This window comes from Paenibacillus sp. H1-7 (genome assembly GCF_022354825.1).
Taxonomy (GTDB): Bacteria; Bacillota; Bacilli; order Paenibacillales; family NBRC-103111; genus Paenibacillus_S.
In genome coordinates this window covers 1,292,038-1,313,188 of the sequence record NZ_CP031168.1, presented here as the reverse complement: position 1 = coordinate 1,313,188, position 21,151 = coordinate 1,292,038, and the positions used below count along the sequence as shown (strand labels likewise).

At 53.8% G+C, this 21,151-nt stretch carries 23 protein-coding genes; 8 read left to right on the top strand and 15 right to left on the bottom strand.

The window, feature by feature from the left end; genetic code table 11:
- Positions 1 to 175 precede the first annotated feature (175 nt).
- On the top strand, positions 176 to 355 hold the full coding sequence (locus tag DVH26_RS06000; protein WP_239632199.1) for a small acid-soluble spore protein H: 180 nt from the start codon (positions 176 to 178) through the stop codon (positions 353 to 355).
- Positions 356 to 413: 58 nt separating this feature from the next.
- On the opposite strand, the gene DVH26_RS05995 is transcribed toward DVH26_RS06000, so the two are convergent.
- From DVH26_RS05995 to DVH26_RS05965, 8 genes are all read right to left on the bottom strand, one after another.
- A complete protein-coding gene (locus tag DVH26_RS05995; RefSeq protein WP_239632197.1) occupies positions 414 to 1,244 on the bottom strand; it encodes a helix-turn-helix transcriptional regulator in 831 nt (276 codons plus the stop codon).
- Positions 1,245 to 1,431: 187 nt separating this feature from the next.
- Positions 1,432 to 1,671: an HAD family hydrolase gene (locus DVH26_RS37055; RefSeq protein WP_275590454.1), complete on the bottom strand. Its 240-nt coding sequence runs from the start codon at positions 1,669 to 1,671 to the stop codon at positions 1,432 to 1,434.
- The gene (locus tag DVH26_RS05990; RefSeq protein ID WP_275590453.1) at positions 1,668 to 2,219 is read right to left on the bottom strand and encodes an HAD-IIB family hydrolase; all 552 of its coding nucleotides are present in this window, start codon (positions 2,217 to 2,219) and stop codon (positions 1,668 to 1,670) included. The genes DVH26_RS37055 and DVH26_RS05990 overlap by 4 nt, the downstream gene beginning before the upstream one ends.
- Positions 2,220 to 2,350: 131 nt before the next feature.
- Positions 2,351 to 3,775 carry a HAMP domain-containing sensor histidine kinase gene (locus DVH26_RS05985; protein WP_239632195.1) on the bottom strand — a complete coding sequence of 475 codons (1,425 nt, stop codon included), beginning with the start codon at positions 3,773 to 3,775 and terminating at the stop codon, positions 2,351 to 2,353.
- Positions 3,768 to 4,475, bottom strand: a complete 708-nt coding sequence (locus tag DVH26_RS05980; protein ID WP_239632193.1) for a response regulator transcription factor — start codon at positions 4,473 to 4,475, stop codon at positions 3,768 to 3,770. The genes DVH26_RS05985 and DVH26_RS05980 overlap by 8 nt, the downstream gene beginning before the upstream one ends.
- Positions 4,475 to 5,074, bottom strand: a complete 600-nt coding sequence (locus DVH26_RS05975) for a DedA family protein (protein WP_239632189.1) — start codon at positions 5,072 to 5,074, stop codon at positions 4,475 to 4,477. The genes DVH26_RS05980 and DVH26_RS05975 overlap by 1 nt, the downstream gene beginning before the upstream one ends.
- Before the next feature lie 14 nt (positions 5,075 to 5,088).
- Positions 5,089 to 5,664 carry a class I SAM-dependent methyltransferase gene (locus DVH26_RS05970; protein WP_239632186.1) on the bottom strand — a complete coding sequence of 192 codons (576 nt, stop codon included), beginning with the start codon at positions 5,662 to 5,664 and terminating at the stop codon, positions 5,089 to 5,091.
- Positions 5,665 to 5,869: 205 nt separating this feature from the next.
- On the bottom strand, positions 5,870 to 7,324 hold the full coding sequence (locus DVH26_RS05965) for an MATE family efflux transporter (RefSeq protein ID WP_239632184.1): 1,455 nt from the start codon (positions 7,322 to 7,324) through the stop codon (positions 5,870 to 5,872).
- A gap of 236 nt (positions 7,325 to 7,560) precedes the next feature.
- Between DVH26_RS05965 and DVH26_RS05960 the strand changes: the two genes are divergently transcribed.
- Positions 7,561 to 8,145 carry a type 1 glutamine amidotransferase family protein gene (locus DVH26_RS05960; RefSeq protein WP_239632182.1) on the top strand — a complete coding sequence of 195 codons (585 nt, stop codon included), beginning with the start codon at positions 7,561 to 7,563 and terminating at the stop codon, positions 8,143 to 8,145.
- 391 nt (positions 8,146 to 8,536) lie between these two features.
- Here DVH26_RS05960 and DVH26_RS05955 read toward each other — a convergent pair whose 3' ends face one another.
- On the bottom strand, positions 8,537 to 9,217 hold the full coding sequence (locus tag DVH26_RS05955; RefSeq protein ID WP_239632180.1) for a class I SAM-dependent methyltransferase: 681 nt from the start codon (positions 9,215 to 9,217) through the stop codon (positions 8,537 to 8,539).
- Between the two features lie 179 nt (positions 9,218 to 9,396).
- On the opposite strand from DVH26_RS05955, the gene DVH26_RS05950 reads away from it, so the two are divergent.
- From DVH26_RS05950 to DVH26_RS05935, 4 genes are all read left to right on the top strand, one after another.
- On the top strand, positions 9,397 to 9,789 hold the full coding sequence (locus DVH26_RS05950; RefSeq protein ID WP_239632178.1) for a helix-turn-helix domain-containing protein: 393 nt from the start codon (positions 9,397 to 9,399) through the stop codon (positions 9,787 to 9,789).
- A gap of 194 nt (positions 9,790 to 9,983) precedes the next feature.
- Positions 9,984 to 10,910 carry an LLM class flavin-dependent oxidoreductase gene (locus DVH26_RS05945; RefSeq protein WP_239632176.1) on the top strand — a complete coding sequence of 309 codons (927 nt, stop codon included), beginning with the start codon at positions 9,984 to 9,986 and terminating at the stop codon, positions 10,908 to 10,910.
- Positions 10,911 to 10,978: 68 nt separating this feature from the next.
- Complete coding sequence (locus DVH26_RS05940) at positions 10,979 to 11,128, top strand: hypothetical protein (RefSeq protein ID WP_239632174.1); 150 nt, start codon at positions 10,979 to 10,981, stop codon at positions 11,126 to 11,128.
- 322 nt (positions 11,129 to 11,450) lie between these two features.
- Positions 11,451 to 12,083: an alpha/beta fold hydrolase gene (locus DVH26_RS05935; protein ID WP_345774040.1), complete on the top strand. Its 633-nt coding sequence runs from the start codon at positions 11,451 to 11,453 to the stop codon at positions 12,081 to 12,083.
- Between the two features lie 133 nt (positions 12,084 to 12,216).
- Here the strand turns inward: DVH26_RS05935 and DVH26_RS05930 are convergent, their stop codons facing one another.
- From DVH26_RS05930 to DVH26_RS05915, 4 genes are all read right to left on the bottom strand, one after another.
- The gene (locus tag DVH26_RS05930; protein WP_239632171.1) at positions 12,217 to 14,124 is read right to left on the bottom strand and encodes an alpha/beta fold hydrolase; all 1,908 of its coding nucleotides are present in this window, start codon (positions 14,122 to 14,124) and stop codon (positions 12,217 to 12,219) included.
- Positions 14,125 to 14,192: 68 nt separating this feature from the next.
- Positions 14,193 to 14,759 (bottom strand): TetR/AcrR family transcriptional regulator, encoded by a 567-nt coding sequence (locus DVH26_RS05925; protein ID WP_239635289.1) that lies wholly within the window; start codon positions 14,757 to 14,759, stop codon positions 14,193 to 14,195.
- Positions 14,760 to 14,839: 80 nt separating this feature from the next.
- A complete protein-coding gene (locus DVH26_RS05920) occupies positions 14,840 to 15,043 on the bottom strand; it encodes a 2-hydroxymuconate tautomerase family protein (protein ID WP_239632168.1) in 204 nt (67 codons plus the stop codon).
- A complete protein-coding gene (locus tag DVH26_RS05915) occupies positions 15,030 to 16,214 on the bottom strand; it encodes a YbfB/YjiJ family MFS transporter (protein ID WP_239632166.1) in 1,185 nt (394 codons plus the stop codon). Before DVH26_RS05915 ends, DVH26_RS05920 begins: the two co-directional genes overlap by 14 nt.
- Positions 16,215 to 16,404: 190 nt before the next feature.
- Between DVH26_RS05915 and DVH26_RS05910 the strand changes: the two genes are divergently transcribed.
- Entirely contained in the window at positions 16,405 to 17,262 is an 858-nt protein-coding gene (locus DVH26_RS05910) for a LysR family transcriptional regulator (RefSeq protein ID WP_239632163.1), read from the top strand.
- Between the two features lie 201 nt (positions 17,263 to 17,463).
- Here DVH26_RS05910 and DVH26_RS05905 read toward each other — a convergent pair whose 3' ends face one another.
- A complete protein-coding gene (locus DVH26_RS05905; RefSeq protein ID WP_239632161.1) occupies positions 17,464 to 17,796 on the bottom strand; it encodes an ArsR/SmtB family transcription factor in 333 nt (110 codons plus the stop codon).
- Positions 17,797 to 17,948: 152 nt separating this feature from the next.
- Here DVH26_RS05905 and DVH26_RS05900 point away from each other — a divergent pair, with 152 nt between their 5' ends.
- Complete coding sequence (locus tag DVH26_RS05900) at positions 17,949 to 19,367, top strand: MFS transporter (RefSeq protein WP_239632158.1); 1,419 nt, start codon at positions 17,949 to 17,951, stop codon at positions 19,365 to 19,367.
- 242 nt (positions 19,368 to 19,609) lie between these two features.
- On the opposite strand, the gene DVH26_RS05895 is transcribed toward DVH26_RS05900, so the two are convergent.
- The gene (locus DVH26_RS05895) at positions 19,610 to 21,004 is read right to left on the bottom strand and encodes an MATE family efflux transporter (RefSeq protein ID WP_239632156.1); all 1,395 of its coding nucleotides are present in this window, start codon (positions 21,002 to 21,004) and stop codon (positions 19,610 to 19,612) included.
- Positions 21,005 to 21,151 lie beyond the last annotated feature (147 nt).

Genomic DNA, 21,151 nt, shown 5'->3' with positions numbered 1-21,151 from the left:
CCGTCAACTATTGTAACATACCCACTTCTTGTTCAAAGGGGAGAAAATGGCTATTGTTATTTTTTCCTGCTCCAAGGTACATCACCTAAATAATCCAATCCGCGATTGTGCATAATAGCAATCGTTGTGCGGATAAGTAGCCGTACAGCCAATAACAGCAGCGGAGGTAAGGACAATGAATAAGCTAAGAGCACAAGAAATTGCGGCTGCGCCCGTCATGGTTAATGTAACTTGCGACGGTGTTCCTATCTATATTCAGCATGTGGATGAACATAACGAGACGGCCACCATTTATCCTCTGGGACAGCCCGAGCAAGAGCAAACCGTGCAACTGAGCAGCCTGCAGGAGCATTAATCGGCTCGGCATACGATCAAGGGGCATAGGAAAGCATTAGACCCCTTGATCCCAGATTTTATATCTCAGGTTGCCAAACCCTGTTAAGAAAATTGTTCATAAGCAAGGGAAGGGATATTAGAATGGGAGGATCATCGGTTCTCGGAACATGAAGTGTAGCCTGTCTATGAAGGACGCGGGTAAATGGTGTAACGACAATCGGTTCCTTGGAGCGAGTGCGCAGCGTGGTGGTCTGAGGAAGCAGAAAGTCTATGGCTTGCATCCCCCAAGGGACGGATGTCGCCATCAAATAATAAATACCCGGCTGGACGCCCGTGAAACAAAACTTGCCGGATGAAGGGATCAACGTACCGTGCAGCGGTAGCCCCTCGGGAATCGGTTTGGCGAACAGGCCGATGAGAACGACGCCGTCAAAAGGGATTTCCGTTCGTACCGTCCCTTCGATTGTCGCTCCATGATTCGGCGCCGACGCAGGCTCTTCCCAATCGTCTAGCTGATGCAGCATTTGCAAATATTGCTCTGCCTGGAGCATGGAATTGCGGAAATGCGCCGGAGTTACGCCTACGCGCTCCGTAAATCTTGTTGTAAAAGTCCCCAAGCTTTGCTGCCCGATCTCGAGTCCGATATCGCGGATGCTCAGATTGGTGCTGAGGAGCAATTCCTTCGCTTTCTGCAGGCGGAGAGAGGAAACAAAGTATAGAGGGGGCAGCCCCATTCGTTCCTTGAACACTCGGGAGAAATGGTACGGGCTATATGCGGCATACCGGGCCAGCTTGGAAAGTGGCAGCGGCTCATAAATATTCTTGTAAATATAGGCAATGACCTCGTCTATCTCAGAATATTTATCCAACTCCTTTTCTTCAGCTTCTTTGCTAACCGTCGCAATCATTGAACAGCCTCCTTCGAAACCACGGACAAGCCTCATGTCCTTTTGGTCGGGAAAGTTTCCGAAAACCATTATAACAAACATACGTTCTCATAGGAAGCCATTTATTTACAGAAAGCGCATGAAATTTCGAAAAAAAGACAGACCCATCAAAGAGCCTGCCAATATAGCGCCAGTTTTGCCATTACAGTCAGCTTGCGCTGGTTATAATCCATTTGTCTACCGCGTACGCGATGCCGTCCTCTTTCAAGGAGCGAGTCACATAGCGGGCCTTCGCCTTCAAATCGTCCACCGCGTTGCCCATCGCGATCCCGCTGCCCACCAGCTCGATCATTTCGAAATCGTTATGACCGTCGCCGAATGCGGCGGCTTCCTCCGGACGGATGCCGAGGTGGTCCATCAGCTTGCGCAAGCCTACCGCTTTGTTCATGCCGGTCGGATTAATATCGACCGCCCATGGACGCCAGCGGTGAATATAATAGCGGCCCTTCGGCCCTTCTCTTCGCCGGTATAAATTCCTTCTTCGTGCTCCTCGCAAAAAACGATGCACTGGTAAATGTCCGGCACCTCGTCGATAGATTGCAGAGCAACCGGCTCCATAAAGCCGATTTCCTGCTGCCCTTGGCGGAAATGCGGATCCTCCGCCCGAGTCATGAACATCTTCTCCGACCCGTACAGCAAAAACGTATGCTTCTGCTTCTCCGCTTCCTGAAGCCACAGGCGCACGGTATCCTTCGGAAACGCATTGCCGAATACCGTCTTCCCCCGATAGCCGATATGGCTGCCGTTGCAGGTAATCGCCCAGTCGATGCCGAGCTCCTCGCGCAGCGATTCCATCTCGTACTCGCTGCGTCCCGTGCACAAAGCGAGCGCAATGCCCTGCTCCTTAAGCTTACGGAGCGACGCGCGGGTCGATTCCGGCAAATAGTCCCTGTCGCGCAGCGTACCGTCGACATCGAATGCCACCAATTTGATCATCTTGAGCCCACCCCATCCTGGTTTAACGTTATCTCTGCATTCCATTATAGCAGACAGGCTCTTCTTTGTGGGAGGAGAGGCGATTTTCCGAATTTCTGACGCATGCGCTGCCGCGTGGCATAGGCCGGTCATCACGACATTTCGGATTTCCGGGGCAGGCGAATCCTAAATTCGTAATGCCGTTCGTTGCGCTCGAGCCATATCTCCCCCCCGTGAAGCTGCACGATGCTCCGGGCTATGGACAGTCCCAACCCCGAACCGTGAGGCATGGTATGGTCGCGTCTCGACTCCTCGGCTTTGTAAAAGCGGTCGAACAGCTGCTCCTCCTGCTCTTTCGTAATATCCAATCCGGTGTTGGCAACGGACAGAGTGGCCCACTCCGGATCGGCATGCAGCGATATATCGATTATGCCCGGCTTCACGCTGAACTTCAGAGCGTTCGTTAGCAGGTTATCGACCGCCCGGGCGATTTTGCCCGCATCGATGGATGCTTCCACCCTATGATCAGGCACGGTGCTCTGCACCACGATATCGCTGCGCTCAGCCAGAGGAATAAACTCCATGATCATCTGATTCAGCATGCCGGCCAAATCGATCACCTGTTTTTCCATAGCGGCCTGATTGCTTGCAAGTCGGGTATATTCAAATAAATCATCAATCAATTTCTTGAGCTGATTCGATTTATTTAACGCGCTTTGCATATAGGGCTTCAAAGCGCCGCTCGCTTCTTTATGCTCCATCAGAACGGTCAAATAGCCGATAATGCTCGTGAGCGGCGTTCTCAGGTCGTGAGAAATATTGGTGATCAGCTCGCTCTTCGTTTTTTCGGCCAAGCGTTCTTTGGCCATTTGCTCCTCCAGCTGGCCCGCCATTTCGTTAATGCTGCTCGTCAATACGCCGAGTTCATCCTTGCTCCGCACCGGAAGACGTATCGATAGATTTCCTTGGGCAATCAACGAGACCCCCTTGCTCATCTCCTGGATTTCCCTCATTTTGCTGTAAGTCAGTAAGTAGAACACTACCAGAAAGAACACGAAAAAAATAAGTACGCTGTACAGAGGGGGATTCTTGTAAATATAACCCTGCTCGGCCTCCAGCTTGCCGGACACCATGAGCACCAGCTTCTGATCCCGATACAGAACGGGTGTCATTTCCGTGTACTCTTTGCCCGGCGCCGGGTTGTTCACGACATCCTTTTGCTCGTAAATAATCTCGTATAAATCAATCCGTGTATCCTGAACAGAGTCCGAGCGGTAGACGGCATTCCCCTGCAGGTCCGACAGCACGATGCGAAGCCGGCCCGACTCGCTTTCCCGGGTCAGCAGCGGATTCACTTTACTTGGATCCTGAAGCTGCGGCAGCTCCTGCTCCAGCAAGCTTAGCTTCTCGCTAACGATTTGCTTGCTGGTTTGATAGCCGGTGAAAGGCTCCTTCCTCCACTCCCGGGTCACAAAGTCAAAGGTTAAATTCGATGCTATAGAGAGCAGCAATGTCGCGGCAAAGGTCAACACCAGCTTTAGGCGGAGGCTGCCGCTCCAATTCGGGCGATTAATCAATTTTGTAACCTACTCCCCATACCGTTTTAATATATTTGGGCTCGCGCGGGTTGTCCTTCAGCTTATCGCGCAGGTTGCGTATATGAACCATTACCGTCTTATCGGACTGCATGGCCGGGTCCTTCCATACCGTCTCGTAAATTTTATCCACGCTGAACACTTGGCCTCTATGGGTCGCGAGCAGCTCCAAAATGTCGAATTCCAGAGGCGTCAGCGCAACTTCCTTTCCTTGAAGCATCACCTGGTGGCGAAGGATATTGATGGTCAGCTCACCTATCGCCATTTCGTCCTGCGGCTTTTCCTGCGGGGGCGGCGCCTCGGTCATTTTCATTCTGCGCAGCTGCGACTTGACTCTGGCGACAAGCTCGAGAGGATTGAACGGTTTGGCTACATAATCGTCGGCGCCGCTCGTCAGCCCAAGGATTTTGTCCATATCTTCATTTTTGGCGGAAAGCATAATAATAGGGAGGTTCCCGTTCTCTCTAATCCTCAGGCAGGCCTGTATGCCGCCGAGCCGCGGCATCATGACGTCCAGGATAACCAGATCGACTGTTTCGGTTTGCAAAAGCGCAAGCCCCCGCTCTCCATCCTCCGCCTCCAACACACGATAGCCTTCATTTTTCAGAAAAATGTGCACAATCTCCCTTATTTCCGGTTCATCGTCGATGATCAGAATCGTAGCAGAGTTGTCACTGTTCATTACATCACCTTCTTTTTACGGATGGTTTTCCAGACAAGCATGCCGCCCAAAACTACAATGAGTACGGCCAGTGCATAATAGCCGTATTGATGAACATGAGTGCCGATCAGCTCGACGTTGTCTCCAAAGAAATAGCCGACGGCAAAATAAATCGAAGTCCAGATCAGCCCTGTCGAATATGAAATCAAGGCATATTGGGGAAACGTCATTTTGTTGATGCCGACCAAATAAGGGAGCACGTGCCGTACGACCGGTAAAAAATAACTGATTACCAGCGCGGACGCGCCGTACCGCTCGAGCAGCCGTTCGGACTTTTGAATGTACCGGTCGATATTTTTCTTTTTACGCAGACGGTCTATAACCAATGGCCCCATCACCCGCCCTAACACATAGCCGATCGATAACCCGGACACGACGCCCAAATACGTCATTACAAAGGCCGGAGCCGTCTGCAGCAAATGGAGTGACCCTACCATACCTCCTGTCATTACGATGACTTCGTCCGGAATCGGCATGCCTACAATGCCCAGCCACAAGGCGAAGAACAAGGCCAGATAACCGAAATGCTGTATCGAATTAAGGATCGTATCCAGATTCATGCTGTCAATTCCCCCTACTGACAAATGTATACGAAAGCCGGCGGCACATTCCATGGCACAAAGGCGATACGGACCGTGCGAAAATGCTGCTCAAGCATCCGCTTCATCTGCAATGAATATTGAAACGTAATGAACATGCCGTCGTCAGACAAGCTTTCTTTGACTTGCCTGATGATTTGCTCGCGGTCCAGCGGATAAAAGTTAGCGAACGGCAGGCCGGAAATGATGCAATCCGCCTTTTCCATGCCAATGCCGGTCAAGCTAAGGCGCAAATCCATGGCATCTTCCAATATATGAAAGTCGGAATATTGTTTGATCAGCTGCCTGCGCATTTCCGCATCTTTCTCAAATACTGCTACGCGGCAATCCGGACGCGCCAGCTCATACATCGCCTGCGTGAATACGCCGGTACCCGCTCCGAGCTCCACCACATTCCTCACTTGGTTCCATGGAACGCACTCCATCATTTTTAAGGTAAGAGAGCTTGAACTCGGTATAACGCTGCCGACATCCGCCGGGTTTTGAATAAATTTGCGGAGAAACAGCAGCTTATCGGAAATCGTTGATTTAATAGACGATGGAAAGGCCATTTTTCACTTCAACTCCTTTAGTGTCGCTTTATGCAGCTATCTTATCCGAAAAAGGTAAGCAAACCAGTCCGAAAATAGTAAAGAATTTCTTAAGATCCTCTTAAAATATGCATAGCATAACGGCAAAAAGCCCCGCCGCGTCCGTACGCAGCAGGGCTTTCCGTTGGTTATCATTATCTTGTTGTCCGTGTTGACTCCCTTCGAGTTAAATGCGGATTCGCTTCCAATTGCCCCGCTTGAATCTCCAATAAATGAGATTGGAGCGAAGGAATTGGTCCAGCGCCACAGCGCTCCAAAGTCCGGCCATGCCCCATCCGAGGCCTTGGACGAACAGAAGGCTCAGCACGACACGCACACCCCAGACGCCGATGAGGGTCGAATAGAGCGGATACCGCGTATCCCCGGCTCCCCGCAGCGCGCCGCCGAGAATAAACTGCGACGCCTGGGACACCTGGATGAAGCCGACGATCCGCAGCGCCAGCGTGCCCGCATCGATGATATGGCGGTCACCTGTGTACAGCATCAGAATGTAAGGTGCGAACAGCATGAACACTAGGCCCATGATTCCCGCTACGACCATCCCGAATTTGCGGACCTGCCATACGTACGTTTCGGCCAGCTCCGGCTTCTGGGCACCAAGCGCTTGTCCCACCAGTGTCGAGGCAGCCACGGCGAAGGCCATTCCCGGCATAAACGACAGCCCGATGACGCTCGTTACGAGCTGATTCGCCGCCAGTGCGACCGTACCCAGTCCGGCGGATATTTTCACGAACGTGGCGATGCCAAGCCGCATGATCAGCTGCTCGGCGCTGGTCGGCAGCCCGATCTTCAGCACGCGCATGATGATAGCCGAGTTGAATCGGGTGACGTCCTTCCAGCGCAGCCGCACCATATAATGGCCGCTGACCATGACGGAAACCAGCCATGCCGTAGCGATAAGCTGAGCGGTGATGGAAGCCGCCGCGGCTCCCGTGACGCCCATTCCCTGGAATCCGGCAAAGCCGTAAATAAGCGGCAAGCCGAGCGCCACCGCAACCGCATTGGATACGACATTGATCTTCATCGGCGTTCTGGTGTCGCCGGCTCCTCTCAAGATCGCCGATAATACGGAAGATATCGTCGTGAAGCCGATGGATAGAAACGTAATTCGGGCATAGGTCAATCCATGGCCGATGACCTCTTCATTCGCCCCCATGGCCGACAGCAGCCAGCGGGCATTCAAGACGCTTAACGCAACGACGGCCACGGACAGCAAAATGTTAAGCAAAAAAGCTTGCCCGGCCGCCTGGTTCGCCTCCTCCACATTGCCGGAGCCTACCGCACGGGCGACGATTACCGTCGTTCCCGTATTGAGCGCCACGAACAATACAAGCAGAAGCAGGTAAGGCTGGCTGGTCAAGCCTACCGTGGCCACCGCTTCCGCACCAATGCGGCCTACCATGATCATGTTCATCATTTGCGCAAAATTGATCAGCAGCATTTCTACAAGCGACGGTCCGGCCAGCCGGTAAATCATGCTCCGGATCGCCTTGCCGTCTTTCGGGTCAATCAACACCGCATCGCTTACACGCTTTGATGACGGGTTCGGGTTCTCTTTCTCATTCTCTCTCTCATTTTCATTGCCAGCATGCTTCTCTCTCGTCTCGGTTTCTCCGCTCATCCTGTTTCCCTTCCTTATGCTCTCCGGAGGACATGGCTCCGCTCCCTGCTGCAGTACGGGATTTCTGTTTTTATAGTAAAATCATCGTTACTATAATACGCCGCTCGTCTGCCTCCTGCAATATTTTTATAGGGAGCGTATAGAATTGACTGACCGTAATTGTCAGTGAAGATGAGGTAATATGATGCATAAGGAAAGACAAGAGCAACTACAAAAACACTCGCCGGAGGGATCGTATGGAGAAGCAAGTATTAGTATTCATTACCGATGGATTCGCAGACTGGGAAGCAAGCTACATAACAACCGAATTAAATAGTCCGGAAACCGGCTACCGTGTAAAAACCATTGCCATAGATAAGCAGCCCAAGGTTTCGATGGGAGGCCTGCGCGTCCTCCCCGACTACGATTTGGCGGACCACCCGTCCCTGGCGGAAATAGCGATGCTCATCATCCCGGGCGGTACCGGCTGGAGGGAAGAGCACAATCAGCAGGCCAGCCGGATCGTCGCGCAATGCGTAGAGCACGATGTACCGATCGCAGCTATTTGCGACGCGACGACGTTTCTCGCCAACCACGGCTTTCTCGAAAATAACAAGCATACCGGAAATATGCTGGAAACGATGAAGGAAGGCGCGCCGAATTACCGCGGCGACCGGCTCTACGTTCACGCGCAATCCGTATCCGACGGCAATGTCATTACGGCCAACGGCTCTGCAGCCGTCGAGTTCTCCCGCCATATTCTGGAGCGTCTCGGCGTAATGCAGGGGGAGCAATTGGAGCAGTGGTATGATATTTTCAAGAAAGGGTATATTCAGCAGTAAAGGCGCCGGTAGAGTCCTCACAAAACAGCGAAATCCCCTTTGGAATGATAGCAGTTCATTCCATAGGGGATTATCTGTGCATGGAGTCTCGATAATGCATCGGCGTAGGCGCGCTTGTGCCAGATTACGGTTACTTACTGCAGCTCGCTTCAAATTAGACTGGCGTGCTGCTGGTTAGTCGGAATTTCTATCCATCGGATTAACGGGAAGTCATTTCTTTTCTTGGGAATAGCTGCAAGGATTTCGGCTTATTCCGTAATAATATGGCTACCGTCTATGGAGACACAACATGTAGTATGCGGTCCAGCAATAGAGATGCTTTTCCATGGCGCCATGTATAGGAACTAGGCCGACGGATGCCGCGGCAGAACGCTTCATTACACAGCCCGGGTCAGCGCCACCAGATGCCCGCGCACTCCGGCACCGTCTGCCAACGGTTGCTGACCACGCGCTCCGCCATCTCATCGCCGAAGAAAAACCGGCACAGCTCCTCAGCCTGCTCGATCGAATCGAACGCATAATCCGTCCTGATCCATCGGTGGGAGAAGCCATATTCCTCCTCCAGCGCCGTGTAATAGCTTCGCAGGAAATCGGGAGGATTCGGCGTCTCTTCCCCTGTCCCCATCGTCTCGAACAGGATGACCGTGCCGTTGGGACGTAAGATCCGGCGGATTTCGCCGATGATTTGCTTTATATTGTCCCGATAATTCGGCACATTCGAGCTTCCCAAATAGCTGATCGTCCATCCCGCTACGACCAGATCCGCACTCCGGTCCTCCAATGGAAGCGATCGGTGATCCGCAACAACCGTACGCCAACGATCGTGTCCCCCCGCCTTCAAGCGCTCTCCATTGATGCGAAGCATAGCGTCCGAAGCGTCGACCGCTACGATGGACTTCGCCCTTGGGGCCAATATCGTCGTCAAACGTCCCGATCCCGCTCCAAGATCGACGATATCCAAACCGTCCGGGCTGCGGATGCCCTCGATATGGCGAATCAGATCCTCCTGCTTGGAAATAAGCTTGTGATACTGCTCTGCATCATTTTGGTAAATGTCATCATGATTTGGCATGTGGTATGATCTCCTTTTTTGGCATATGAGCTTGCTTAAGAGCTTGCATTAACCATCATAAAAGTTACCGTAACGTGAAGGTCAATACCGTTTTGAAAAAGCCATCCGCCCCAAGCGGTTACAACCGTGCAAACCGGTCCATACTGGAACATATACCTCATAACGGGAGCGGTGATTGGATGAGCGAGATCGGATTGTATATACGGAGCATTCGTCAGCAGCGGGGAGCGGACGTCGCAGAATTCGCCAGGGAGCTTGGCGTATCCCCGGATTATTTGCGGAATTTAGAGTCCGGAAGGACGCAAACGATTCAGCTGGAAGTCATCAATAAGCTGCAAAACGAATTTTTCACCATCGAAAGCGATAACGGCTTGGAGCTGGAGTATGAACCTCAGGATGCCGTCGGCATTCGGATTGACCGGCTGGCCGCTTCGTTAAAAGCGCTGCACGAAACAGACCCTGCAGCTGCGGACTATTTGATTCGCACGGCGGAGCAAGGGCTGGAGTGGATATCCGCCTCTCATAGATCAAGCCTGGATGCCGGCGGGCATATCGTGGTAAGGTCGCTCTAAACTCGGCAATAAAGCTGCAATCGATAGCAAAAGCGCATAAACCCGGCTCTCCGAGTGGAGAATGCCGGTTTTTTTACGCCTTGATAGAGGTTTTTTGTGCGCAGGGCGCATGTTGGCGCAGAAGGCTGCTTCGCCTAAGCCGTTTGTGTTAACATGGACCTAATCCGAATTTGGACCGAAAAGGAGGCTGCTTCATGAAACTAAGCGTATTGGATCTGGTTCCGGTCATCGGCGGTTATGACGCGGCATTCGCTCTGGAGCAGGCGGTCCGGCTCGCCCAAACCGCCGAGTCGTTAGGCTACACCCGCTACTGGGTCGCCGAGCACCATGACATGCCCGGACTCGCCTGCACTTCTCCGGAGGTGCTGCTCGCCCATATCGGAGCGAAAACGGAGCGAATCCGCATCGGGTCCGGAGCGCTGCTGCTGCCGCACTACAGTCCGCTCAAGGTGGCCGAGTCGTTCCACCTTCTTGCCAACTTGTATCCGGGCCGCGTCGACCTCGGCATCGGCCGGGCACCAGGGGGCTCCGCACACGTCACGATGGCGCTGAGCGGCAACTTCCTCGAGAAAGTCCGGCAGCTGCCGGAGACGCTGCGGGAATTAATCGAGCTGCTGCAGGGAAGCTACGAGCTGGACGGCCAGCCCGTCACCGCCCGCCCTGTCCCTCCCGCGCCGCCGGAGCTGTGGATGCTCGGTACGAACCGCAAAAGCGCGTCCTATGCGGCGGAGCACGGGACGGGCTATGTATTTGGCCAATTCATGAGCGATGCGGACGGCGGGGAGGTCATAGCCGCTTACCGAGATGCCTTCACCCCATCCGCCCTATACCCTGCTCCCCGCATCATTGCAGCTATCGGAGTCGTATGCGCTGAGACCGATGACGAAGCCCGCAGCCTTGCGGCAGCCCATCCTGCATGGACAGCAGGAGATGCCAATGCAGGCTCGGGAGACGCTCCTGCAGCCCAACAAAGCAAATGGCTCGTAGGGGCTCCGCATAACGTCCGCACACAGCTTAAGCAGATGGCGGACAATTATGGCATAGATGAGTTTATCGTAGTTACAGCAATTCAGGATTACGCCAAACGGCTCCGTTCATATGAGCTTCTAGTCCAAGCATAGACCCCGGACAGATAGTTCCCTTCGTGCATATGTTGGTAGTAACGAAACGGGAACGGAGGGGAAGCACTTTGCTCATCAGGAACCATTTGCTTAGTCTGACCCATACTACTTTACTTTTGGTATATTTGGAGGGTGTCGGATGTCTGGTTATGAATCCGGCCGGATTATTTCAATGGGCTGAAGAGGTTCAGACGATTCGGCTGCATCTGTGCGAATGAGTGAATTCTGCAGCAGGCTGTTCTCCGATAACGATTCTTTCAATTATGACAGGTTATGTCACTATTATCAGGTATAGTAGACGTAGGAAGTCTTATTGAAAAAGTACCGGAAACAACAAGGAGGAAACGGCATGCTTCATTCCCAGGATCAAGCTCCTCTCGGAGCGGCAAGAAAATATTTCAAGTCAGGCGAGCTTACCCTCTCCTACCTCGACTTTGGCGGAAATAGCCCGCGTATTCTCCTTATGCTTCATGGACATATGGGAGATGCAGGAACCTTTGCTCCGTTGCAGCCAAAATGACGGGTTGGCGAATAATCGGATTGGACCAACGGGGGCACGGCTGGAGCGAGCATCCTCCGGATAAGGATTACTCAAGAGAAGCCTACCTTCAGGATATCGCTGCTTTCATTCGTGAAGAGCTGGGCGGACAGCCTGTCACGCTATTGGGTCATTCTTTGGGCGGGGTCAACGCCTATCAGTTTGCCGCCCGCTACCCCGAGCTGGTCCATGCCGTTATCGTAGAAGATATCGGCGTTGAACTCGGCGGCGATCTGTCTTTCATCGAGCAGCTCCCCGACCGGTCCTCTACACTGCAAGAGCTGAGGGAGTCGCTGAAGCGCGCAGGAGTTAGAGCGATCGACTATTTTACTGAGAGTGCTTTTGAGGATGAGAACGGGTGGGGATTTCGCTTTGACATCAAGGGGATGAGCCTATCCCAACAGCAAATAAACGGCGACTGGTGGGACGATTGGCTGTCGTCGACCTGCCCTGTGCTGCTGCTTCACGGCACCAAAAGCTTCGCTCTGACCTTAAGCCAAGCCGAGCTCATGGTATCTCGAAGGCCCAATACAAGGCTTGTTGTTTTTGAAGGGATCGGTCACAGCATCCATACGGAAGAGTTGGATGGTTTTTATAAGGCAGTAAAGGAATTTCTAGGTGAGCTGGATCGATAATTCTCTTTCTGATATGTAAAATAACAAGGCAGGCGGATGTTGGCGAAAGCAAGTGGAATCCTCGCCAAACACCCGCCTTTTTAATAGGCAAAGGTAGTTCATGATCGTCTAAGATCACAGTAGTATAGAAACGTCAAGAGCCCGCCGCTTCCAGATGCGAGTCCCTCTGACTCAAGCCGGACAGCAGTTCTGCGGTTGCCGCCGGATGGGATACGGGAAACTGATGCCCGTAGGGAACGACCCGCACGTTGTGCGTTTCCGCAATCCTCTGCGGAATGCTGTAGGCTTGGTCCTTGCCGCCCCAAATGATACATGCAGGGGCATCTCCAGGCTGCGGCACCTGCTGCGTCCACTCGGGCAGCCGGTGATGCAGCAGGTGGAGCAGCTCCGCGTTAGCCGCCGCGATGCGAGGAGACTTCAGGCTGCGGACGATACGCTCCGCATAGCCTGAAGGCAGCTCTCCCGCGTCGGCGAACGCGCCGTCCTGCAGCTGGGCCCGCTCGAGGGCCCCTGCCGTTAGCCCGCGCAGCAGCCGCTTGGCTGCGAGCGGGGACGCGCTGAGCAGGCGGAGCAAGCGGCGCCTGCGCGGCGGGTGCAGCACGGGCTGGAGCAGGATCAGCCGCTCCAGCCCGTGCTGTGGCATTGCCAGCGCCGCCACAGCGGCGACGTTGGCCCCAAGCGAGTGACCAACGAGCGTGGCGCCCGGCGGCGCTGCGGCAAGCGCTGCCCCGACGGCTGCGGCATAGCCGTCGAGCGTGCCGTGCCGCGGAAGCGCCGGCGACCTGCCGAAGCCGGGCAGGTCGAGCAGCCATACCGGCCGGCCGGACCGCTCGTGCAGCAGCCCGGCCAGCGGTGCGAAATCGTCCGCGCTCGCGAGCAGCCCGTGCACGAGGATCCACGGCGCGCCGCTGCCTTCGAGGACGAGCGCGGCCAGATCGCCCTTTCGTTCCCGCCGAAAGCCGGCCGGCTCCGGGCAGCCCGAATGGGTCAGCCGATGATCCAGATCGGCGATCACCATCGGCAATACATCCCGTATTCCGAGGCTCGGCGCCTCCATCTCCTTCAGAAGCCTCTTCGTTTCATCCGTCCGAAACGTGCGATCCGTAATGAACGACAGCGACTCGGGCGGAATGCCCGTCAGCTTGCCGCCGCCTGCTTTCATCAGCGCACGAAGCCAGGATACGGGCATCGGCACGGCCGGCGGCTTCACCTTCAACGCTTGTGCAATTACCGTTAGCAGCTCCTTCATGTCGGGTCCCGCCGACTTATCCTCCAGCATATTGACCGTACGGCTATCAGGGTTCGCCTGACGAATCAAATAGACGATGGCACGGGCCATATCGTCGTTGGCTACGAACGGGATCCAATGATCCACCCCTCCGGGTACGACCGGCATCCATCCGCGCCGTACCGCATCCACCAGAATGCCGAGCCCGCCGGTCTGCTCCGTCACTCCCGCAGGCTTCGCGCCGATAACCGTGCTCGGATTCACTACCGTTAAAGGATATCCGCACAGCGCTGCCTGCTGCCGTACATAAAGATCGGCCAAAAATTTCATTCTCTCATACTCGGGCTCCCCCTTCATAAATTCATCCATCCGATACACATCCGCTTCCATATCCACGTTGTTGTCGTGAAACGGACTCATATAGCCCACCAGATGAATCAGATGGCGAAGTCCTTTCTCCCGGTGAATGCGCTCTGCAAGCTCGCCGACATGCCGCGCCCCGTCTACGAACATTCGCTTGGCCGTCTCCCTGTCCATCGTCACGCTCATCGTTCCTCCCGCATGGACAATAACGTCGGAAGCCAGTGCCTGCTCATAGTCCGAGGCTTCCATGCCAAGCGCCGGTTCAGTAAGATCGCCCTTCAGCAGGCGTACGCGATCGGCTTCTTCAGCCGGAAGCAGCTCGTGCAGCGCGGATCGGGCCTTTTCCGGAGAACGGACAAGCAGCAGCAGTGTTTCTTGCCCTCCGGCCAACTGCTTCACCATTTCTTTCCCGATAAAGCCGGTTCCGCCGATTATCAAAACGGTGCTCATATGCTTCCCCCATCCATCGAATAAATTAGTACTATACGGTACTAATCATGTTCAAAAAAAGATGCTTCTTATCGAAGCATGCTAAAAAAATGCTGCGCGGTCTCTTCCACAATCGCCGACCGGCCCGTCGTCTCAGCGAGCACTAGCGCCCCTTCCATTGCCGCTATGAACAAAGCGGCCGCCTGCTCCGCCCCGATTCCGCGGCGGAATTCGTTTCGTTTCAGCCCCTGCTGAAACAGCTTGGCCAGCATCGGCTGCAGCTCCGTGAAAAAGCCGGTAATTTTTTGTTTTACCTGTACAGCCTGGTCGGGAGCTTGAATATAGAATGAGATGAAGGGACAGCCTCCCTGGCACTCCCTTTCCTCGATTCCTGCGGTCAATTCGTGCAGAAAAGCGTATACCCGCTCCTCGACGGACCGCTCAGCCTGGCCCAGCAGAGCAAAGAAGGCCGCTTCATACCGCTCAATCCAGTACTCGACCGCTGCGAGCAGCAGCTCCTCCTTACTTTTGAAATGATAATAAATGTTCGATTTCGATACTTGGCTTTCCCGCATCACGTCATCCATACTCGTAAAGGCGTAGCCGCGGATCAAAAACAGCTGTGCCGCTACTTCAATAACCTGTTTGCGGTTTATGGGCTGGGAACCTTTGCTTTTCATATTCATAATTAGAACTATACAGTTCTAATCCTCTTTCGTCAAGTACACCTTTCTCGTTACTGCCCTTTTTGCCTGCGAACCGTAACCGTCTCTCCTCCGATACCCCAGTTGTCCGTGTCGACCTCATCGATGACCACGACGGTCGTATTCGGATTTTTTCCCATTACATCGACCAGCAGCTGCGTAACTCCCCGGATCAGCTCGGCTTTTTTCTCGGGAGTTACATCTTCCTTCGTAATTTTAATGTTAACGTACGGCATCGTAGTTCCCTCTTTTCTTGTCGTATGAAAATCCTGTGCTTAACAGGCAAGCGCCTGCCAGCACGATGACCCCGGCTCCGATCAACGCACTATTGTATTGATGGGTCATATGGAACAGCAGTCCGGCCCCGCTCGGTCCTAGCATTTGTCCTGCGCCGTAAACAGCCGTCAAAATCCCGATAATACGGCTGCTCTGGGTCGGATTGATCTGCCTTGCCAGTGTCGTCGCGAGTGCAGTAATCCCCATGAATGTAGCCCCGAACAGCACGGCGCTGATCGATATGCCTGCCGTGGTGGGCCATATCGCAGGAAGCACGATGCCAATAGCTTGGACTAGCATGGCCGCGCCCAGAATACGGACAAAACCTTTTTTCGCTGCAAAAAACGACCACACGATACAGGAAGGCGCTGCCGCCAATCCTACCAGTGTCCATACCCAAGCCGAGTGCCCGGCCATCCCCGGAAGCTTGTCGGCAATGGCAACGATGAATGTGCCTGTAACAATATAACCAAGCCCTTCCATGCCATACGCGGCTATCAGCCACGGAATCCAGCGGGCAGGCGGAGCGGTGAGCCTTGCGGGAGAAGCTGCAGCGGCCGGCTCCCTTCGGGCTTCCTCATCAACCCATCTCCAGGCAAACACCGCAATCAACCCGCTGAACGCTCCAAGCCCCAGCCACGCCCCTCTCCAGCCCCAAAGCCCGTCGAACAGAGGAACGAGCAGCCCGCTTGCCAGAATCCCGAATCCGACGCCTCCGTACAGAATACCGGACCATGCCGTTTTGCCCTTGGCCGCCAATCCATCCAGAACCATGCTGGAGGCAAGGACGAATACAAAAGCGCTGGCAGCGCCGGAAACAAAGCGCAGAACGAACCAAGCGGCGTAAGAAGCCGTCAAGCCCATAAGCACGGTAGACAAAACGCTTGCGGCCAGGCTGGCACGGTAGCAGCTTGTTTTATGCGTTTTCCACGGGATCCACCCGGCCAACAAGGCGCCTAACAAATATCCTGCATAGTTACTGGAAGCGAGATAACCCGAGGCCGCATCGGAAATAAGCTGATCCTGCTGCATCAGAGGCAATATTGGCGTATAGGCAAAACGTCCGATCCCCATGGCAAGCAGCAATGCGCATATCCCTCCGGTAACTTGAACTAACGGATGCCTTGACATCGCGTATCCCCCCTTTACCCAAGACCCGCGTATAAACGGAATGAACCGTGCAGACCGATTCCGCTCCGTTATTGGAGCATCATTATCATATCTCACTTCCATCCATCTGATATAATACATAATAAAGATAAACTCCATCTCAATTTCAGATGGCTAATGACTGCCGAAGCCTTGTAAGGAGGAATCCCTAATGGATCTGCACGCATTAAAAGTGTTCCAGACCGTCTCGCAAACCGGAAGCATTACCCGCGCCGCGCAAGAGCTCAACTACGCGCAATCCAATGTTACGACCAAAATACAGCAGCTGGAAAGCCATTTCGATACCGTCTTATTTTACCGCCACAACCGCGGCATTACTCTTACTTCCAAAGGGCACACGCTGCTGGACTATGCCGAACGGATTTTTCAGCTCATTGACGAGTCGTCGAAAGCGATGAAAGACGATGATTCTCCCGGCGGCCCTTTACGCATCGGTTCTATGGAAACTACCGCAGCGGTTCGGCTGCCGGAATATTTGGTCCGCTATCATCAAGCCTACCCTGGTGTAGACTTGACTCTGACAACGGGCCCCACCGAACAGCATATTCAGGCCGTCCTTCATTACGAGCTGGACGGCGCCTTCGTAGCGGGTCCCGTAGAGCATCCCGAGCTGGTGCAGCAAACAGCCTTGGAGGAGGAATTGGCTCTAGTCACGGATCCTTCCCATCCGTCTATATCCTCCGTGAAGGATCTGCAAAACCGCACACTTCTCGTCTTCCGGCAGGGCTGCTCCTACCGTGCCAGACTCCAAAGCTGGCTGCATCAGGAAGGCGTCTTCCCCGATAAAATGATGGAGTTCGGCTCCCTCGAAGCGATTCTCGGCTGCATCACCGCCGGCCTCGGCATCAGTCTGCTGCCCGTTTCGGTAGTGCGCAGGCACATCGCAGCGGGAGCTTTGAAGACGCATCCGCTGCCTTATCCTAACGGCATGGTTCAAACCGTATTCATTCGGCGTAAAGATACGCTTATTACTTCCGCTCTGAGCCGGTTTATAGAAATGTTCGAATAAATGTTAAACGGGCAGTTTGAAAGTCTCTCCACTGTAACCGTACTTAGGAAACAAGACCGTACTGGACAGAAAAACCTCCGATTTCGCTGGACTAGCGGAAACGGAGGTTTTGTATTTGCAGGATCTTAAGTTATAGTACGAAGCTCGTCATCAGCCATGACAAACAAGTGATTGTCGCGATTCCCTTAATTTGGTAACCGCTTACTTGCTGCTATCGGATAGGGGATCAGATAACGCCGCGGCATGCAGGATGGAAGCCAGCAAGCCCGGAAAACGCGCTTCCATATCCTCCGACCGAAGATCGACGATATGCTGCGTTCCTTGAACTCGAACACGGACAACTCCAGCTTCACGCAGTGTGCGCAAATGATGAGATGCCGTCGATTTGGCAATGGGAAGCCCGAAGTAGCTGCACGGCTGCGCCCCTTGCTTGGCGATCTGGGATACGACGCTTAGACGGATCGGGTCGCTTAACGCATACAAAACGGAGCTTAGATGGATGTCTTGCACATCGGGATGATGTAATATTTTCAACGTTGATCCTCCCGTTTTTGTAAAATTTTTATTTGATAGTTGAATCATATCACATTCCGTGCTATATTTCTATTGTTCGATAACAATCGAACTTTGAACTATGAAGCCCAAAGAAAGATACGGACATTTCCATTATAGGAGGCCTTATGAATATGAATAACGAAACTACAATCACCGACGGATCCGCCTCGGCGGATACCTCTTCCGGCAGCAGCTTCAAAGAACGTCTGATCATTCCGCTGCTTAGCCTCACGGTCGTCCTTGTCGTCATGAACACAATGATGTTCAATTTGGCGTTGCCCCAGATTACACTGGATTTCGGCTTGACCGCGGTAGCTTCTTCCTGGATCGTCACCGGCTACTCCATCGTATTTGCCATCTCATCCATTACGTATTCAAGGTTATCGGACTTTGTGCCGATACGCAAGCTGTTTACGATCGGCTTGCTTTCTCTTGGGCTGGCTTCCTTGCTCGGTTTTTTCAGTCATCATTTCGTTCCGCTCTTGATCGCCCGGCTCATTCAAGCTTCCGGAGCCGCATCGGTTCCGGCATTGGGGATTGTGCTTCTGACACGCTACGTTCCTTTGTCCAGACGCGGAAAAGCGATGGCGACCGTCATGTCCGCCAGCTCGTTAGGTCTTGGCCTCGGTCCTGTTATCGGAGGCACGATTACTCAATATCTCGGCTGGAACGATCTGTTCCTCGTTACGGGCATTACACTGCTTCTGGTCCCTGTATTTTATCGGTACCTGCCTAGTGAGCAAGCGCGGAAAGGTACATTCGACCTGTTCGGCGCCGTCATGATCGGTATAGGTACGACAGGAATGCTGTTATTTTTGACGAGCCGCTCCTGGATTATGCTGATCGCCGGGATTGCCGCACTCCTCTTGTTCTGGCTGCGCATCCATCGCGCCGATCAGCCTTTCGTGCAGCCGGCGCTGTTTCGCAACAAGCAGTACATGAATTTGAACGCTCTTGGCATTATGGCTTATATGAGCAGCTTCGTCTCCCTGTTCCTGCTTCCGCAGGTGCTGGTCCACCTGTTCGATCTATCGCCTGGCCAATCGGGTCTCGTGCTTTTTCCAGGAGCAGTGGCCTCCATGCTCGCCGCCAACCGGATCGGCCGGTTCATCGACCGTCACGGCAACCGGATCCTGTTTCGCTACGCCCCGTGGCTGCTCATTTGCGCTACTCTGATGTTCGCGTTGTTGGCCGTGCACTCGATCTACGCGATTGTGGCAAGCTACCTGCTGCTTAGCGTCAGCTTCTCGGCGCTGACTACAAGCGTCTCGAACGAAATCTCGCGGATCGTGCCCAAAGAGCAGATCGGCGCCGGAATGGGGCTGTTCCAGCTGATGCAGTTTTTCAGCGGCGCATTTAGCGTGGCCGTTACAGGCACTTCGCTTGTGATGCAAAAAAATATCCCGCTCTCCCAAGCGTACGCGCATATTTTCTGGGGAATGACGGTTGTTGCTGCGATTGCCATCGTCTGCTCGCTGCTGTACCGTTCCGATAAACCGGAGCCAAGCAGCCTGACCAGCATGCAAGCCCCAGCAAAGGGCGAATCATAAAAAGTTTTAGATGGCGCCGCTATGCGGCGTCATGCAAAAAGGCTCCCATAAATAAGGGAAGCCTTTTTTTTGCATCGGGTCGTATTCGCCCTATCGCCTCGCACTACCAACACACTCATCCGGAACGGAGGTGTGCGGGACGAGCTCCTCATACGGATCGTACATCCAGCCTTTTCCGCTCAATTCCACCTAATAGGCACGGCTACAAGCCCAATTTTCTGCCCGCCGCCGTCACGTCGCCCTTAAGCGCCAATCGACTGCTCCTTGTAATCCTGCTTCACCAGGCTGTGCTTCTCCCACGCTCGGCTCTTCCAGCGGAAATACATAATGACGGCCCGCAGCCACTCATCCGCGGCGATGGCCAGCCAAATGCCCGCCAAGCCCAAATCGAGCTTGAATACGAACCAATAGCCCAGCGGCAGGCTCATTGCAACCATCGAGAACATGCCGATCCAGAGCGGATACTTCGCATCGCCGGCCGCGCGCAGCGAGTTGATCAGCACGATGTTGAACGTCCTTCCCGTCTCCAATACGATGCTTAGCAGCAGCACGTTGGCGCCGAGCCGGATAATTTCCGGGTCCACCGTGAACAGGCCCATCAGCTGCTTGCGCAGCAGGATGATGACAGCAACCATGACGAGCGTAGCTCCGATCGCCCAGCGCAAGCTTTTCCATACGCGCTGGTACGCTTCGTCCTGCCGGTTGCCCCCGACGAGTCTGCCGACAATAATGGACGTCCCCATCCCGATCGCAATGGCGAACAAATATATGAACATCGAAATGTTCGCAGCATACTGTCTCGCCGCCAGCGCCTCCGCGCCGAGATAAGTCGCATAAAACAAAAAGATCGTCTGGCAAGTATGGTACATCACCTGCTCCATCGCTGAAGGGATGCCGATCTTCAATATTTTGGCGACATACTCTTTCGACAGCGTAAGGTAATATTTCAGCTCGATGCGAACCTCCGTCACCCGGTACAGCAGCCATAAGAAGATAAGCACCGCAATCGCCCGGCTTCCGACGGAAGAGATGGCCGCCCCCTGCACCCCCATCTCCGGCAGCCCGAAATGGCCGAAGATCAGAGCGTAGTTCCCCGCGATATGGATCACGTTCATGCCTAGCGATACAAGCATCGCCGCTTTCGTAAAGCCGTGAACGCGGACGATGGCCGCGAGCGAATTGATGATCGCCTGCAGAAAAATACCGCCGCCCACGATCATTAAATAGCTTTGGGCAAAAACGAGAATGTCGCCGGTCAGATTCAGCCGCTCCAGCATGCGATCGCCGAAGAAAACAAACGTAACGCTGATGACCAAACCGACCAGCAGGTTCAGCGTGACCGCATGGGCGGAAATTTTGGCCGCTTCTATTAATTTGCGCGACCCGATATACTGAGCGACTACGATAGACGCCCCGTTGCCGATAACCTCGAGAATCAGAATCGCAATAACCAGATATTGGTTCGCCGCGCCCACGCCGGATACGGCATTATCGGATATGGCGCTCAGCATGAACGTATCCGCAATCCCCATCAGCATAAAGAGAAATACTTCGAGAAAAATAGGCCATGTCAGAAAAAATAAATTGAACTGTTTGGACCGTTCTACCGGTCCGTCGGTCGTGTGAACTGCCGCCATGATGTCACCTTCTTCATCTAGTACCGTGCCTTGAAATCCTAGGTAAACTCAAGTATCGTAGCACAGTTCCACGCCCATTGCACGCATAAAATCAACGTTTACAAAAGTTTCAAAATGAGTGCGCTTACTTCTATCCGCCATTGGTTT

Coding starts and splice junctions, on each gene's coding strand:
- DVH26_RS06000 (WP_239632199.1), top strand. CDS start 176: ATGAATAAGCTAAGAGCACAAGAAATTGCGGCTGCGCCCGTCATGGTT.
- DVH26_RS05995 (WP_239632197.1), bottom strand. CDS start 1,244: ATGATTGCGACGGTTAGCAAAGAAGCTGAAGAAAAGGAGTTGGATAAA.
- DVH26_RS37055 (WP_275590454.1), bottom strand. CDS start 1,671: ATGAACAAAGCGGTAGGCTTGCGCAAGCTGATGGACCACCTCGGCATC.
- DVH26_RS05990 (WP_275590453.1), bottom strand. CDS start 2,219: ATGATCAAATTGGTGGCATTCGATGTCGACGGTACGCTGCGCGACAGG.
- DVH26_RS05980 (WP_239632193.1), bottom strand. CDS start 4,475: ATGAACAGTGACAACTCTGCTACGATTCTGATCATCGACGATGAACCG.
- DVH26_RS05975 (WP_239632189.1), bottom strand. CDS start 5,074: ATGAATCTGGATACGATCCTTAATTCGATACAGCATTTCGGTTATCTG.
- DVH26_RS05970 (WP_239632186.1), bottom strand. CDS start 5,664: ATGGCCTTTCCATCGTCTATTAAATCAACGATTTCCGATAAGCTGCTG.
- DVH26_RS05965 (WP_239632184.1), bottom strand. CDS start 7,324: ATGAGCGGAGAAACCGAGACGAGAGAGAAGCATGCTGGCAATGAAAAT.
- DVH26_RS05960 (WP_239632182.1), top strand. CDS start 7,561: ATGGAGAAGCAAGTATTAGTATTCATTACCGATGGATTCGCAGACTGG.
- DVH26_RS05955 (WP_239632180.1), bottom strand. CDS start 9,217: ATGCCAAATCATGATGACATTTACCAAAATGATGCAGAGCAGTATCAC.
- DVH26_RS05950 (WP_239632178.1), top strand. CDS start 9,397: ATGAGCGAGATCGGATTGTATATACGGAGCATTCGTCAGCAGCGGGGA.
- DVH26_RS05945 (WP_239632176.1), top strand. CDS start 9,984: ATGAAACTAAGCGTATTGGATCTGGTTCCGGTCATCGGCGGTTATGAC.
- DVH26_RS05930 (WP_239632171.1), bottom strand. CDS start 14,124: ATGAGCACCGTTTTGATAATCGGCGGAACCGGCTTTATCGGGAAAGAA.
- DVH26_RS05920 (WP_239632168.1), bottom strand. CDS start 15,043: ATGCCGTACGTTAACATTAAAATTACGAAGGAAGATGTAACTCCCGAG.
- DVH26_RS05915 (WP_239632166.1), bottom strand. CDS start 16,214: ATGTCAAGGCATCCGTTAGTTCAAGTTACCGGAGGGATATGCGCATTG.
- DVH26_RS05910 (WP_239632163.1), top strand. CDS start 16,405: ATGGATCTGCACGCATTAAAAGTGTTCCAGACCGTCTCGCAAACCGGA.
- DVH26_RS05900 (WP_239632158.1), top strand. CDS start 17,949: ATGAATAACGAAACTACAATCACCGACGGATCCGCCTCGGCGGATACC.
- DVH26_RS05895 (WP_239632156.1), bottom strand. CDS start 21,004: ATGGCGGCAGTTCACACGACCGACGGACCGGTAGAACGGTCCAAACAG.